Source organism: Gordonia mangrovi (genome assembly GCF_024734075.1).
Lineage (GTDB): Bacteria > Actinomycetota > Actinomycetes > Mycobacteriales > Mycobacteriaceae > Gordonia > Gordonia mangrovi.
Genome location: NZ_CP102850.1, coordinates 1,396,925 through 1,411,345, shown reverse-complemented (window position 1 = coordinate 1,411,345; position 14,421 = coordinate 1,396,925). Strand labels below are relative to the sequence as shown.

Sequence of the window (14,421 nt, the reverse complement as noted above, 5' to 3'; positions counted from 1 at the left end):
GCGCAGATCGCCTCAACGATACTGTGAGGCGGACACGGGGGCCCGACCCCCACGGCGATCACCGGAGGTGGCAGGGCGTGCGGCTCGGATCGACGACGCGGGACAGCAGATCGGGTCGCTCGCTCCGGTCCCGCCGCGGGGTGCTGTGGACGGTGATCTCGGTGGTCATCCTCGCCCTCATCGGCGGCGGCGCAGTGGCCGTCGCCCTGCAGCTCGACTCCGTCGACGAACTACCGCCCGGCATCCCGCCGCAGCCCGCCGCGATCACGGTGAACCCGCAGATCAACCCGGTCGTGCCGAATGCACCCGAACCGACCCCGGCCGGGGTGCAACAGGCCATCGCCGACGCCGTGGCCGACCCCGCGCTCGGCGAGTTCACCGGCGAGATCAGCGACGCCCTCACCGGTCAACAGCTCTGGTCGGACTCGCCCGCCGAACCACGTGTGCCCGCCTCCAATGCCAAGATCCTCACCGCTGCGGCGGCCCTGTTGGCGTTGCCGCACGACCAGCGGATCACCACCACGGTCGTGGCCGGCCCCGGCGGGCAGGTGATCCTCAAGGGAGCGGGCGACCCCACCCTCTCGGCGCAACCGACCGGCGCGGACACCTTCTACACCCGCGCACCCCGCATCGCCGACCTCGCCGCGCAGATCCGCAAGGCCGGCATCGACGTGACGTCCGTCGCCGTCGACACCAGCGCCTTCACCGGACCGACGATGGTGAGCACCTGGGACGACGCCGACATCGCCGGCGGCGACATCGCGCCCATCGAATCGCTGATGGTCGACGGCGCCCGCATCGAACCGCTCGACGAGTACTCGCCGCGTGTCGCCGACCCGGCGATCACCGCCGGGGAAGCGCTCGCCGCGGCCCTCGGCGTCGATGTCGCGGTCACCGAGCAGACCGTGCCGACCGGCGGGCAGGTGATCGCGCAGGTGCAGTCGGCGCCGCTGGTGACCCGCGTCAACGACATGATGCGGTTCAGTGACAACGTGCTCGCCGAGACGCTGTCGGTCGAACTGTCCGTCGCGCGGGGCGGGCCGCCGAGCCTGGCAGGCGGAGTGTCCGCGATCGTGGCGACGCTGAGTCAGCACGGTTTCGACATGTCCGCGGTGTCGCTGCGCGACGCGTCCGGGCTCTCGTACGCCAACCGGGTGCCCGCCGGTCTGCTCGACACCCTGATGGGCGCGGCCGCCGGGCCGTCGCAGCCGCTGATGCGGTCCCTGCTGGACGGGCTGCCGGTGGCCGGTGGCACGGGCACGCTCGCCGAGAGGTTCGACCCGGACACCAACCCCGGCGCCGGGTGGGTGCGGGCGAAGACGGGAACCCTCACCGGGGTGAGTTCGTTGACCGGGATAGTCCAGACGATCGATGGCCGGGTGTTGGCGTTCGCACTCATGTCAGGAGGCACGTCCCCGGTCGACGCGCGGCCCGCGCTCGACGACGTGGCCGGCGCACTGAGGGAATGCGGGTGCCGATGAACAGCAACGACACGACTGTCGACCAGGCCGACACCGAGTCGATCGGTGCGCGCATCGACTGGGGGTTGGCCGCGTCCACCGGCAAACGGCTCGCCCGGTCGGGACCCAAGACCACCGCGTACACGATCGACGCCGCACACGCGGAACTCGCCGACGCGGCCACCCGGGCCGAAGCGCCGGTCCGGGAGGTGACCGGCCTCGCCGACGGCCTGCGGGTGCCCACCACGCGCATCCTCGATCGCAGGGAATGGGTGGACGCCGCGTCGCGCTCGATGCAGTCGATGCTCGGTGTCACCGGCGACGCAGACACCTCCGGCCTCGCCGCACTGTCGGCGAAGGCCGGGGGAGTGCAGGCCGGCGGACTGCTCGCCTTCCTGTCCGGCGCCATCCTCGGCCAGTACGATCCGTTCACCCCCGACCCCGACACCGGCGACCCGGGTGTGCTCATGGTGGTGGCACCCAACATCATCGCCGTCGAACGCTCCCTGAAGGTGGTGCCCAGCGACTTCCGGCTGTGGGTCTGCCTGCACGAGGTGACCCACCGCGTGCAGTTCTCGGCCAACCCGTGGCTGCGGCAGTACATGATCGACAACCTCGAGATCCTCACCTCGGATGCCGGGGAGACCACCGGCGAGATCCTCGGTCGCATCACCGAGACGCTGCGCGGCGACAAACCCCGCGAGAAGGGCGTCCTCGGCGCCATGCAACTGCTGCAGACACCCGAACAGTACGAGGCGTTCAACCGCATGATGATGCTCGGCACGCTCCTCGAAGGGCACGCCGATCACGTGATGGACGCCGTCGGGCCCGCGCATGTGCCCACCGTCGCCACCATTCGCCAGGCCTTCGACAAACGACGTACGGCGCCGCGCAACCCGATCCAACGCATCATCCGCGCCCTCATCGGCATGGACGCCAAACTCGCCCAGTACATCCGCGGCAAGGCGTTCGTCGACGAAGTGGTCGGCGCGGTGGGGATGGAGCAGTTCAACACCATCTGGACGTCGCCGGAGACGATGCCGCGGCCGAACGAGATCGACGAACCGCGTCTATGGATGCAACGGGTGCTGTAACCCGCGCGATCGCCGATTTCGCGGTTCGTCGCCCGGCCGTCGGGGACGAGGTGTGCGTCGGACTGTCCGGTGGTCCGGACTCGCTGGCGTTGGTGGCGTGCGCGGTACGCGCCGGCCTGCGAGTACATGCGCTCGTTGTCGACCACGGGTTGCAGCCGGGGTCGGATGCGGTCGCTGTCGAGGCGGCCGACGCCGCTCGAGGGCTCGGCGCGGAAGCAACGGTGCTGCCGGTGAGTGTCGGCTCCGACGGTGGGATGGAGGCCGCCGCGCGCACCGCCCGCTACGCCGCGCTCGACGACGCCCGCGACGGCCGGGCGGTGCTGCTCGCCCATACCGCCGACGATCAGGCCGAAACGGTGGTGCTCGGCCTCGCCCGCGGCTCCGGCGCCCGGTCGATCGCCGGGATGCGGCCGTGGAATCCGCCCTGGGGCCGACCGTTGCTGCGCATTCGACGCGCGCAGACGCTGGCCGTCTGCATCGAGCTCGGCCTGCGACCCCATCGCGACCCGCACAACCGCGATCCCCGCTTCACCCGGGTGCGGGTGCGTGGCGAGGTGCTACCGCTGCTCGACGACGTGCTGCACGGCGGGGTCGTCGATGCGCTCGGCCGCACCGCCACCGCGCTGCAGGCCGACAACGACGCGCTCGACGCGCTCGCCGAGGACTGGTACCGCCGTGCGGCAGTCGAGGGTGATCTGGACGCCGAAGTCCTTGCCGCCGCCCCGGCCGCCCTGCGCACCCGGGTCCTGCGCCGCTGGTTGCTCGACGTCGGCGCCACCGAACCGACCCACCGAGTGATCGGCGCCGTCGACCGCCTGATCGTCGAACCGGGTTCCCACGGGCACGTCGCGATCGGCGGCGACCCGACGTCGCGGACCGTCGTCGCCCGTGCCGGCCCCCGCCTGCACGTCGTGCACCTGTCCCGCTGATGTCGGCGGATAGTTCAGGCCGCAGTTCCAGGGTCCGGCCGCAGTTCCTGCTCCAAGCCGGAACATGCAGGTGCGGCCAGAAAGAGTGACGGCCCGCCTCGTCGAGCGTGGAGGCGGACCGTCGGGGGTGAAGCGTTGTCGACTCAGTTGCGGGGCGGGACGAACGGGGAGTTGATGGTGTTGAAGTAATTGACGGCGGACCAGATCAGCGAACCGCCGCCGCCGAGTGCCAGGCCGACAATCCCGCCGAGCGATGCACCCAACGGAATGATGAACGGACATCCGATGACCGCTGCGAAAAGCCCGAGCGCGCAGCCTGCGATGCCTCCCACAATTGCACCCAGTACCGTGCCCACCAGCGAGGAGATGCTGATGCCCGCGCTCAACTCCTGATTGAAGCGCTGCAGTGCCTCGTCATCCCGCTCCTGCTTGGTCCGCGGCGCGTCGACCTTCTCCGCAGCCTGCATTCGCAACTGCTCCACCTCGAGCGGATTCACCGGAATGGCCCGCGCAACGTCACGAGACGGTATCAACGTCGCGGTGTTGCCGGAGGTCCGTGCATCGATGGGGAATTGCAGATATTCCTTGCGATAGTTCAGCGGCATCTGAAATGCGGTCGCGCCGGCGTTATTGCGAATGGCGAGCACACCGTTATTGGTGCTGATCGATCCGTTGTGCACGGTGATGGAGAAGGACGACGCTGTCGTATGAATGTCGTACGTCGTCGGCCCGGGCTGCGTCGGGGCGGCCTGGGCAACCCCGGCGAACGCTGTAATCGCCACGGTGACAAAGGAAAAGATGCTGAGCAGGCGCAGATGACGGAGGGGGCCTGGTCGGCGGGCGCGGGTGCCTGGATGTGAATGCATATGCGGTGTCTTTCAGGTCATCGACTCCGCGACGAGAGTCGGGACGGACAGGCTGCGTGAAGGAATCTCGTTCGCAGAACAAATGACCAGGCCCCCTGAAATCGAAGCGTCTGCGAACGAATTCACCTTCACAAATAAATGTTCTTTGTTGGAGGAAAGTGTGTCGCGTGTGAATCATGTTGCCATTCGTGATCTGAGTGTGATGCGCGACATGCCGTTCTCGCCCGAACTGTCGTACGAACGACCTACTCCGTGACCGGGCGTACTGGGACGCTCGATCAACGTCGCGCCGACGGCGCGGACAGGCGACCGGATTCGCGCGCCGTTCCGGTGGTGTCGGGCACGCACAGCCCCAGGCATGACAAGCTGGAACCGTGCAGTCCTCACAGGGATCCGACAACACACACGCCGACAACCCACACGCCTACGGCGACGACATCGAGGCGATCCTCATCACCGAGGGGCAGATCAAGCAGCGCACCCGGGAGCTGGCCGAATCGGTGGCGTCACGCTATGGCGACATCGAACAGGATCTGGTGCTGATCGGCGTCCTGAAGGGCGCGGTCATGTTCATGACGGACTTCGCCCGGGAGCTGAGTATCCCGTCGCAGATGGAGTTCATGGCGGTGTCGAGCTACGGGTCGTCGACGTCGTCGTCGGGCGTGGTGCGCATCCTCAAGGACCTCGACCGTGACATCACCGGTCGCGACGTGCTCATCGTCGAGGACATCATCGATTCCGGCCTGACGCTGTCGTGGCTGATGAGGAACCTCGCGACGCGCTCGCCGCGGTCCCTGGAGGTGTGCACCCTGCTGCGCAAACCCGAGGCCGTGCGTTCACCGGTCGACGTCGCCGATGTGGGCTTCGACATCCCGAACGAATTCGTCGTCGGCTACGGCCTCGATTTCGCCGAACGCTACCGCGATCTTCCCTTCATCGGACGGCTCCGGCCCACCGTCTACCAGAACTGAGCTCTCACCAGCGGCGAGGAGCCCGCGAGGGCAGGCCGGAACGGTTTTCCCCGGATGTTCGTTGACCGGTAGCCTCTACAAATACGGACAGCCGCGCTCACGAGGCGCGGCCGGCCGCGACGTCGACCGGGAAGGACAGTGGGAACGGCACGGGCAGGCAAGCCAGACCCGCCCGAACCACCACCAACAGGCATGAACCGAAAGTCAGTCTTCCGCAACCTCGCCATCGTGGCGTTGATCGTGCTCGCCCTGTGGGGCTGGAGCGTGATGCGTGACTCGGGCCGCGAGTACTCGTCCGTGGACACCTCGGTCGCGTTGACCCAGCTCAACGTGAAGAACACCGACCGCATCGACATCGATGACCGGGAACAGACGCTGCGTATCGAGCTGAAGAACCCGATCCAGGTCGACGGTCAGGACGTCACCAAGATCAGCGCCAAGTACCCGGCCGCCGCCGGCGACGAAGTGTTCAACTCCGTCACCCAGACCGGTGCCCCGTACCAGACCAATGTCACCGAGGATTCGGCGCTGTGGCAGATCCTGATCTTCATCCTGCCGATGCTGCTGCTGTTCGGGCTGTTCTTCTTCGTCATGAACCGCATGCAGGGCGGCGGCCGCGGCGGCGTCATGGGATTCGGCAAGTCCAAGGCCAAGCAGCTCACCAAGGACATGCCCAAGACCACCTTCGCCGACGTCGCCGGCGCCGACGAGGCGGTCGAAGAGCTCTACGAGATCAAGGACTTCCTGCAGAACCCGACCCGCTATCAGGCGCTCGGCGCCAAGATCCCCAAGGGTGTACTGCTGTTCGGTCCGCCCGGAACCGGTAAGACCCTGCTCGCCCGCGCCGTCGCCGGCGAGGCCGGGGTGCCGTTCTTCACCATCTCCGGTTCGGACTTCGTGGAGATGTTCGTCGGTGTCGGCGCCTCCCGGGTGCGTGACCTGTTCGAGCAGGCCAAGAACAACAGCCCGTGCATCATCTTCGTCGATGAGATCGACGCCGTCGGCCGCCAGCGCGGCGCCGGACTCGGCGGCGGCCACGACGAACGCGAGCAGACACTGAACCAGTTGCTCGTCGAGATGGACGGTTTCGGTGACCGTTCCGGCATCATCCTGATCGCCGCCACCAACCGGCCCGACATCCTCGACCCGGCGCTGCTGCGGCCCGGCCGCTTCGACCGGCAGATCCCGGTCGGCAACCCCGACATCGCCGGTCGCCGCGCGATCCTCAAGGTGCATGCCAACGGCAAGCCGATCGACGACGACGCCGACCTCGACGGCCTGGCCAAACGCACACCCGGTATGTCCGGCGCGGACCTGGCCAACGTGGTCAACGAGGCCGCGCTGCTCGCGGCCCGCGAGCACAAGAACACCATCACCGCAGAGATGCTCGAGGAAGCCGTCGACCGCGTCATCGGCGGCCCGCGCCGCAAGAGCCGCATCATCAGCGAACACGAGAAGAAGGTGGTCGCCTACCACGAGGGCGGCCACACCCTGGCGGCCTGGGCGATGCCCGACCTCGACCCGATCTACAAGGTCACCATCCTGGCCCGCGGCCGCACCGGCGGACACGCCCTCGCGGTACCCGAGCAGGACAAGGACCTGATGACCCGCTCGGAGATGATCGCGCGTCTGGTCATGGCCATGGGCGGACGGGCCGCCGAGGAACTCGTCTTCCACGAGCCGACCACCGGCGCGTCGAGCGACATCGACCAGGCGACCAAGATCGCCCGCGCGATGGTCACCGAGTACGGCATGAGTGCCAAACTCGGCGCGGTGCACTACGGCCAGGAACAGGGCGACCCCTTCCTGGGCCGGTCGATGGGCAACCAGGCGTCGTACTCGGCGGAGATCGCCAGCGAGATCGACGAAGAGGTACGCCGGCTGATCGAGGCCGCGCACACCGAGGCGTGGGCGATCCTGTCGGAGTACCGCGACACCCTCGATGTCCTCGCGTCGGAACTGTTGGACAAGGAGACGCTGACCCGCAAGGATCTCGAAGCCATCTTCGCCGACGTGCACAAGCGGCCGCGGATCACCACCTTCAACGAGTTCGGCGACCGCACCCCGAGCGAGAAGCCGCCGGTGAAAACACCGGGCGAGCTCGCGATCGAACGCGGTGAGCCATGGCCGCCGCCGGCGCCCGAGCCGATCCCGGAGCCGGTGGGTGCGGGCGGACCGTCCGGACATCCGGGCGCCGAACCCGGCTATCCGAACCCGACGCCGGGGCAGTCGTATCCACCGGCCTACCCGCCGCAGTCGGCGCCCGGTCAGCCCTACGGCGGCTACCAGGGGGCCGGCGGACATCAGGGCTCGGGCGGATACCAGGGCTCGGGCGGGTATTCCGGCCAGCCCACGCACGGCACCCGGCCCGACTACGGGGCTCCGCGCGACTGGTCGGCACCGGGCTGGCCGCCGCAAGACGCCCCGCAGGGCGGACCCAACGGGTCCCCGAGCGGTCCCCAGGGCTACGCCGGAAACCCGGGCCGGCCGGGCAATCCGGGTGCCGGGTACTCCGGTGAGGGCGTTCCGGGGCCGCAGAACGGTCACGGCGACCACGGCTATCCGAACGGCGCGAACGGCCACGGGACCGGATACGGCTCTCCCGGCCGGTATCCGGACGACCGCGGCCCCGACGACTCCGGCGCACGACACTAGAGGCACCCGCCGTCGCGCCGAACGCACGTTCCAGAACGGACCAGATGACACGATGACCATCAGTGAACAGCAGGACATGGATCGCGCGGTCGACGAACTCGCCCCGCGCACGCCCAGCGGCCGGCAGTTCGATCAGGTTCGCGCCGAGGCGGCGATCCGTGAACTGCTGATCGCGGTGGGGGAGGACCCTGATCGTGAGGGGCTCAAGCGCACCCCCACCCGGGTCGCCAACGCCTACCGGGAGATGTTCGCCGGGCTCTACACGGATCCCAGTGAGGTTCTCGCCACCATCTTCGACGAGAACCACGACGAACTGGTGCTGGTCAAGGACATCCCGATGTACTCGACCTGCGAACACCATCTCGTCTCCTTCCACGGGGTGGCGCACGTCGGCTACATCCCCGGCCAGGGCGGACAGGTCACCGGACTGAGCAAACTCGCGCGGGTCGTCGACCTCTACGCCAAGCGTCCGCAGGTTCAGGAACGGCTGACCAGCCAGATCGCCGACGCCATCGTCAAGCGGCTCGAACCGCGCGGGGTGATCGTGGTGATCGAGGCCGAGCATCTGTGCATGGCGATGCGTGGCATCCGCAAACCGGGCGCCACCACCACCACGTCGGCGGTGCGCGGACTGTTCAAGACCAGCGCCATCTCGCGCGGCGAGGCGCTCGACCTGATCTCGCGGACCTGAGCGGTCACCACCACCCGATGCGTCTGGATGCCGACCGCACCCTCGTGATGGGGGTCATCAACGTCACCGCCGACTCCTTCTCCGATGGCGGCCGCTACCTGGACCTCGACGCGGCGATCGCCCACGGGCACGACCTGATCGCCCAGGGCGCCGATCTGATCGACGTGGGTGGCGAATCCACTCGCCCGGGCGCCACCCGCGTGGACCCGGAGGTGGAGGCGGCGCGGGTCGCGCCGGTCATCAAAGGTCTCGCCGATGCCGGTGTGCCGCTGTCGGTGGACACCATGCGGGCCGCGGTGGCCGAGGCCGCCATCGATGCCGGGGTCACGGTCATCAACGATGTCTCCGGCGGGCGGGCCGACGCCGACATGGCGCGGGTCGTGGCCGACTCGGGCCTGCCGTGGATTCTGATGCACTGGCGTCCGGTCGACCGGGTCGCGGCGCGTGCCGGTGCACCGTTCACCCACGGTGTCGACGACGCCGGCGGCTACCGCGACGTGGTGGCCGAGGTCAGCGGGGAACTGCTCGCCCAGGTCGACTCGGCGGTGGACGCCGGCGTCGACCCCGACCGGATCATCCTCGACCCCGGCCTGGGTTTCGCCAAGACCGCCGACCACAACTGGGCGTTGCTGCACGCGCTGCCCACACTGGTCGGGCTGGGCTTCCCGGTGCTGGTGGGCGCCTCACGCAAGCGATTCCTCGGCACTCTGCTCGCCCGCGACGGCCAACCCCGCCCACCGGCGGGCCGCGAGGTCGCGACCGCCGCCATCTCCACGCTGGCCGCTGCCGACGGGGCGTGGGCGGTGCGGGTGCACGACGTGGCGAGCAGTCGCGACGCCATCGCGGTCGCCGGCGCATGGCGCAGCGGCGGACGGCGCGGACCGCGTGACGCCGCGGCGCCGGGACCGACGCGACACACGGGAGTGGGGAACAGCTGATGACCGACCGCATCGAACTGCGCGGACTGGTCGTCCGGGGCAATCACGGCGTCTTCGAACACGAACGGCGCGACGGGCAGGACTTCATCCTCGACGTCACACTGTGGCTCGACCTGGCCGCGGCCGCCGCCTCCGACGACCTCGCCGACACCGTGGACTACGGGGCGCTGGCCCAACGCGCCCACGACATCGTCGCCGGGCCGCCGCGCAACCTGATCGAGGCCGTCGGTGGGGAGGTGGCCGAGGCGCTGATGGACGACGAGCGCATCGCCGCCTGCGAGGTCACCGTGCACAAACCGTCGGCGCCCATCCCGCTGCGGTTCGCCGACGTCGCGGTGGTGACGCGACGCTCCCGGAAGGCGATGAGCTCCCGAAAGTCGCAGATGTGATGACGTATTCGCGTGTCGTCCTCTCGGCCGGGTCCAACATCGGTGACCGGCGCGCTCACCTGGCCGGCGTCGTCGAACGCCTCGCCGACGACCTCATCGCCGTCTCACCGGTGTATTCGACGGCGCCGTGGGGCGGCGTCGACCAGGACGACTTCTTCAACGTGACGTTGCTCGCCGGTGCCGACCGCAATCCCGGGCAGTGGCTCGACATCTGTCACGAGCTCGAGCAGGCCGCTGACCGTACCCGTGATGTGCGGTGGGGTCCCCGGACTCTCGACGTCGACGTCATCTCGGTCAGCCGCGACGGCGAGATCGTGCGCAGCGACGACCCCGCGCTCACGCTGCCGCATCCGCGTGCGGCGCAGCGTGCGTTCGTGCTGGTGCCGTGGCTGGCCATCGAACCCGACGCCACGCTCTGGACGCCGCAGGGCGAACGCCCCGTGGCCGATCTGATCGCCGAACTCGACCCCGACGAGCGCGCCGGTGTGGTGCCGGTCGACGACCTGCCCGCGGTGAGGCGACGATGACCGCACCGAGACGTCCACCGGAGGAGAACCAGGAATCTGGCCTCGGCCCCACCCGGGTGCGTGACCTCGCGGCCATCGCCGTGGTGGTGGCGATCGTGGCCTGGATCCTGGTCCGCTACAACTACGGCAGTCTGCCGCCGATGCCGCTGCTCGCCGGCTTGGTGCTCTACATCCTCGCCGCACTCGAGGCGGTGATCGCGTTCGTCGTGCGGGCTCGGGTGGCCTCCCGCGATGTGGGTCGCGCGCGTGGCCAACTGCATCCGCTGACCGCCGCGCGGGTGTTCGCGCTGGCGAAGTCGTCGGCAATCCTGGGCGCCATCGCGGTCGGCGTCTGGACCGGGTTGCTCGTGTTCCTGTGGACCCGCCACGATCTCGCGGCTGCGCAGCACGACCGGCCCGGCGCGATCGTCGGGCTGATCGGTGGCGTGCTTCTGGTGGCGGCCGCCCTGTGGCTCGAATATTGTTGTCGGGCACCCGATGACCCGACGGAAGACGCTGTCGGAGGCCATCCGGGGCCGGCCTGACCATCGCGTATAGCACCCGAACGATTCGTGACTCTCCGCAGTGCTTGTGCTACTTCAGTGCGGTCAGACGGTAAGTTCACGATCATGACGACCTCGAATGGCCGTTCCGCGGAGCCGCGGCGCTCCGGTAGATCGGTGGGACAATGGCTGCTGGGTCTGCTCATCGTGCTCGCCATCGCGGCCAGCATCCTGATGGTCTTCACCGACCAGTTGTCGATCAGCGGGTCTCTGGCGGTGATCGCCGCGCTGTGGGCGGCCGTGATCGGCGCCATTCTGGTGACCAAGTTCCGCCGCCAGGCCGAGAGCGCGGAGGCGAAGAGCCGGGACCTGCGGCTGGTGTACGAACTGCAGCTCGAGCGTGAGATCGCGGCTCGGCGCCAGTACGAACTCGACGTGGAGACCACGGTCCGCAAAGAGGTCAGCGCCGAGGCCAACGAAGAACTCGCCGACCTGAAGGCCCAGGTGCTGGCGCTGCGGTCGAGTCTGGAAATGTTGCTCGGCGAATCGCTGCCCGACCCGAGGGTGGCGCTGCCGAGCGACAAGCTGCGCGAACTGGCGTCCGGCATCGGCGCGCCCGGTGCTACCGGCTATCGGGCGGGATACGGCGCCGGTTTCGGACGCGACTACGCCACCGACGACAGCGTGCGCGCCGCCCAGGATTTCGCGACCACCGCACCGGCCGCCGATGCCGGTCGGCGTATCCCGGCCGACCTGGACCCCAACGAGATGACCGAGGTGATCCCGGTGATCACCGACGAGGCGCCGATCTCGGGACGGATCGCGACCGAGGTGCCCAGCGAGATCGCCGACGACCACGTGGAGGACGCCGTCCTCGCCGACGACGAGATGAGCGCCGAGGAGTCCGCGCCGGCCGGTGGCTACGTCGACGAATCGCCGACCGACGAATGGCCGCCGGCGGAGGCCGAACCCGAGACCGCCACCTCCGAGGTCGAAGAGCCGGTTGCCCCGCCAGAGGTCGCCGAACCGACCCATGCGGAGCCCCTCTCGGCGACTGCGGCGCCCGAACCGTCGCCGGAGTCGGTGCCGTTCGCCACGGTGGGACGCCACGAGGGCAGCGGCGACGAGGCGAACCCGGCACTGCAGGGACGTCGGCGGCGGCGCACCGACGACAGCGAGAGCGCCCACTCCGCGGGCCTGCCGGTCTCCGAGTTGCTCAGCCAGCTGCGGCAGTCCGGTGCGCCCGGCAGCGGCCGCCGTCGCCGAGAGGACTGACCCGCCCGCCGCCGTCATCGACCGACCTCACCTGTGGGCAGAGACATGTCGCGCGCCGTGGGTCCATGACGACGGCTGAGGTCTCTGTGGCGGTGACGCGAGCCTCGCGTGAGACCTGTCACAGGCATTGGCGTCGGGGTGTACCCAGGGCCTAGTCTTGCTCTGCAACGTCTGGTACCCGAGCTCAGCCGGGACTGGAACTTATCAGCGGAGGACAGCGGTGACCTCACCGAGCGATGATCTCGGCCCGTCCGGGCTGCGCGGAGATGCCCCCTACCTGTCGGGCGTCTCGAATCTGCCCACCCCGGCGCGGCTGACCGTCGGACTCATCTCCGCCGGTCGTGTCGGCACAGCAGTGGGCGCCGCCCTCGAGCAGGCCGGGCATGTGGTCGGTGCGGTGGTGGCCCGATCCGAGGCGTCTCGGCGTCGCGCCACCGATCGGCTGCCCGACTCCGAGATCCTGGACCTGCGCTCCGTCGTGGCCCGTTCGGAACTTCTGATCGTCGCCGTTCCCGACGCCGCACTCGATGCCGTCGTCGAGGAGATCGCCCACAGCGGGGCGCTGCGGCCCAACACACTCGTCGCGCACACCGCCGGGGCGGCCGGCGTCGGCGTGCTCACCCCCCTCGCCGAACTGGGCGCGCTACCCCTTGCCATCCATCCGGCGATGACCTTCGTCGGCACCGCCGACGACACCGTCCGGCTGCGGCAGGCCTGCTTCGGCGTCACCGCCGCCGACGAGGTCGGCTACGCCATCGCCCAGGCGCTGGTGTTGGAGATGGGCGGCGAGCCGGTGCGGATCGCCGAAGCCGACCGGGTGCTGTACCACGCCGCGCTCGCGCACGGCGCCAATCACCTGATCACTCTCATCACCGATGCGGTGGCCGCTCTCAACGCGGCGATCGAGGGTCGTGGCGGGCAGGCCGGGCGGGCGGCGGCCACCGTCGACGGCAGCGGCGCGATGCTCGCCGAACGCATTCTCGGACCGCTGGTGACGGCGTCGCTGCAGAACGTGTTGGAGCTCGGACCGCAGGCGTTGACCGGTCCGGTCGCCCGCGGCGATGCGAAGGCCGTCGCCGATCACCTCGCCGCATTGCGGACGCTGCCCGCCGACGGCGCCGGTGTCACCGACATCGCCGAGGCCTACCGGGTGCTGGCGCGCCGGACCGCCGGGCTCACCGATGCGCCCGCCGACCTCATCGACGTGCTGGAGACGACATGACCACCGATCTCGGCGACAAACCGTACACACCAGGCGAACTGACCGTTCACCGGGATCCGGCGACACTGCACCGGATCACCGCCGCGCTGCGGCGCGCGGGTAAGCGGGTGGCGCTCGTACCCACCATGGGCGCCCTGCACGCCGGGCACCTCGAACTGGTCCGGGCCGCGAAGGCCAGCGGCAACACCGTCGTCATCGTGTCGATCTTCGTCAACCCGCTGCAGTTCGGCGTCAACGAAGATCTCGACGCCTACCCGCGGACCTTCGACGCCGACTGCGAGCTGCTGCGGCCGCTCGGGGTGGAGCTGGTGTTCGCGCCGACCGTCGCGGACATGTACCCCCACGGTCAGCGCAGCATGGTCCATCCGGGCCCGGCCGGTGCCGTGCTCGACGGCATCTCCCGTCCCACGCACTTCGCCGGCATGCTGACCGTCGTCCTCAAGCTGCTGACCATCGTCGCGCCGCACGCCGCCTACTTCGGCGAGAAGGACTATCAGCAGCTGGTGCTGATCAAGCAGATGGTCGACGATCTGAACCTCGACGTCGATGTGGTGGGCGTGCCGACCGTACGCGAGTCGGACGGCTTGGCGATGTCCTCGCGCAATCGCTACCTCGATGAACGCCAGCGTGACCTGGCCACCACCCTGTCGGCTGCGCTGGTCGCCGGCGCCCATGCCGCGGCCGGCGGGCGCGATGCGATCCTGGCCGCCGCGCAGTCGGTGCTCGATGCCCATCCCGAGATCGAGGTCGACTACCTCGCGCTCACCGGCCGTCAGCTCGAGCCACCGCCCGAGCGCGGCGACGGACGACTACTGGTGGCCGCACGGGTCGGGCCGGCCCGACTCATCGACAACGTCGGCGTCGCGATCGGCACCGGGTTTGCCGGCCGCGACCCCGAACAACCACACCACTGACACCGAAC

General features: G+C 69.4%; 14 protein-coding genes. 13 read left to right on the top strand and 1 reads right to left on the bottom strand.

Annotated features, from left to right (window positions below; all coding sequences use genetic code 11):
- Nucleotides 1–77: 77 nt before the first annotated feature.
- From dacB to tilS, 3 genes are read left to right on the top strand one after another with little or no spacing between them, the layout of a single operon-like run.
- Complete coding sequence (gene dacB / locus NWF22_RS06575) at nt 78–1,481, top strand: D-alanyl-D-alanine carboxypeptidase/D-alanyl-D-alanine endopeptidase (RefSeq protein ID WP_258321346.1); 1,404 nt, start codon at nt 78–80, stop codon at nt 1,479–1,481.
- On the top strand, nt 1,478–2,554 hold the full coding sequence (locus NWF22_RS06570) for an Rv3626c family coenzyme F420 biosynthesis-associated protein (RefSeq protein WP_233750845.1): 1,077 nt from the start codon (nt 1,478–1,480) through the stop codon (nt 2,552–2,554). The genes dacB and NWF22_RS06570 overlap by 4 nt, the downstream gene beginning before the upstream one ends.
- A complete protein-coding gene (gene tilS, locus NWF22_RS06565) occupies nt 2,533–3,483 on the top strand; it encodes a tRNA lysidine(34) synthetase TilS (RefSeq protein ID WP_160900065.1) in 951 nt (316 codons plus the stop codon). Before NWF22_RS06570 ends, tilS begins: the two co-directional genes overlap by 22 nt.
- 143 nt (nt 3,484–3,626) lie before the next feature.
- On the opposite strand, the gene NWF22_RS06560 is transcribed toward tilS, so the two are convergent.
- Nucleotides 3,627–4,265, bottom strand: coding sequence for a DUF8020 domain-containing protein (locus NWF22_RS06560; RefSeq protein WP_309249735.1), 639 nt, complete (start codon nt 4,263–4,265; stop codon nt 3,627–3,629).
- Nucleotides 4,266–4,723: 458 nt separating this feature from the next.
- Between NWF22_RS06560 and hpt the strand changes: the two genes are divergently transcribed.
- From hpt to panC, 10 genes are all read left to right on the top strand, one after another.
- Nucleotides 4,724–5,320: a hypoxanthine phosphoribosyltransferase gene (gene hpt / locus NWF22_RS06555; protein WP_160900067.1), complete on the top strand. Its 597-nt coding sequence runs from the start codon at nt 4,724–4,726 to the stop codon at nt 5,318–5,320.
- A gap of 192 nt (nt 5,321–5,512) precedes the next feature.
- Entirely contained in the window at nt 5,513–7,975 is a 2,463-nt protein-coding gene (gene ftsH / locus NWF22_RS06550; protein WP_160900068.1) for an ATP-dependent zinc metalloprotease FtsH, read from the top strand.
- Nucleotides 7,976–8,027: 52 nt separating this feature from the next.
- Nucleotides 8,028–8,666 (top strand): GTP cyclohydrolase I FolE, encoded by a 639-nt coding sequence (folE, locus tag NWF22_RS06545; protein ID WP_202398136.1) that lies wholly within the window; start codon nt 8,028–8,030, stop codon nt 8,664–8,666.
- Between the two features lie 17 nt (nt 8,667–8,683).
- Nucleotides 8,684–9,604, top strand: a complete 921-nt coding sequence (gene folP / locus NWF22_RS06540; RefSeq protein WP_160900069.1) for a dihydropteroate synthase — start codon at nt 8,684–8,686, stop codon at nt 9,602–9,604.
- The gene (folB, locus tag NWF22_RS06535) at nt 9,604–9,993 is read left to right on the top strand and encodes a dihydroneopterin aldolase (RefSeq protein WP_160900070.1); all 390 of its coding nucleotides are present in this window, start codon (nt 9,604–9,606) and stop codon (nt 9,991–9,993) included. Before folP ends, folB begins: the two co-directional genes overlap by 1 nt.
- The gene (gene folK, locus NWF22_RS06530) at nt 9,993–10,520 is read left to right on the top strand and encodes a 2-amino-4-hydroxy-6-hydroxymethyldihydropteridine diphosphokinase (RefSeq protein WP_160900071.1); all 528 of its coding nucleotides are present in this window, start codon (nt 9,993–9,995) and stop codon (nt 10,518–10,520) included. Before folB ends, folK begins: the two co-directional genes overlap by 1 nt.
- Nucleotides 10,517–11,044: a DUF3180 domain-containing protein gene (locus tag NWF22_RS06525; protein WP_160900072.1), complete on the top strand. Its 528-nt coding sequence runs from the start codon at nt 10,517–10,519 to the stop codon at nt 11,042–11,044. Before folK ends, NWF22_RS06525 begins: the two co-directional genes overlap by 4 nt.
- Before the next feature lie 84 nt (nt 11,045–11,128).
- Nucleotides 11,129–12,277, top strand: coding sequence for a DUF6779 domain-containing protein (locus tag NWF22_RS06520; protein ID WP_160900073.1), 1,149 nt, complete (start codon nt 11,129–11,131; stop codon nt 12,275–12,277).
- A gap of 220 nt (nt 12,278–12,497) precedes the next feature.
- The gene (locus tag NWF22_RS06515) at nt 12,498–13,499 is read left to right on the top strand and encodes a Rossmann-like and DUF2520 domain-containing protein (protein ID WP_160900074.1); all 1,002 of its coding nucleotides are present in this window, start codon (nt 12,498–12,500) and stop codon (nt 13,497–13,499) included.
- Nucleotides 13,496–14,413, top strand: a complete 918-nt coding sequence (gene panC, locus NWF22_RS06510; protein ID WP_160900075.1) for a pantoate--beta-alanine ligase — start codon at nt 13,496–13,498, stop codon at nt 14,411–14,413. Before NWF22_RS06515 ends, panC begins: the two co-directional genes overlap by 4 nt.
- The last annotated feature ends 8 nt before the right edge of the window (nt 14,414–14,421 follow it).

What these genes read in the sequence shown, in the direction of transcription:
- NWF22_RS06570 (WP_233750845.1), top strand. Translation starts at nt 1,478, where the DNA reads ATGAACAGCAACGACACGACTGTCGACCAGGCCGACACCGAGTCGATC.
- tilS (WP_160900065.1), top strand. Translation starts at nt 2,533, where the DNA reads ATGGATGCAACGGGTGCTGTAACCCGCGCGATCGCCGATTTCGCGGTT.
- ftsH (WP_160900068.1), top strand. Translation starts at nt 5,513, where the DNA reads ATGAACCGAAAGTCAGTCTTCCGCAACCTCGCCATCGTGGCGTTGATC.
- folE (WP_202398136.1), top strand. Translation starts at nt 8,028, where the DNA reads ATGACCATCAGTGAACAGCAGGACATGGATCGCGCGGTCGACGAACTC.
- folP (WP_160900069.1), top strand. Translation starts at nt 8,684, where the DNA reads ATGCGTCTGGATGCCGACCGCACCCTCGTGATGGGGGTCATCAACGTC.
- folB (WP_160900070.1), top strand. Translation starts at nt 9,604, where the DNA reads ATGACCGACCGCATCGAACTGCGCGGACTGGTCGTCCGGGGCAATCAC.
- folK (WP_160900071.1), top strand. Translation starts at nt 9,993, where the DNA reads ATGACGTATTCGCGTGTCGTCCTCTCGGCCGGGTCCAACATCGGTGAC.
- NWF22_RS06525 (WP_160900072.1), top strand. Translation starts at nt 10,517, where the DNA reads ATGACCGCACCGAGACGTCCACCGGAGGAGAACCAGGAATCTGGCCTC.
- NWF22_RS06520 (WP_160900073.1), top strand. Translation starts at nt 11,129, where the DNA reads ATGACGACCTCGAATGGCCGTTCCGCGGAGCCGCGGCGCTCCGGTAGA.
- panC (WP_160900075.1), top strand. Translation starts at nt 13,496, where the DNA reads ATGACCACCGATCTCGGCGACAAACCGTACACACCAGGCGAACTGACC.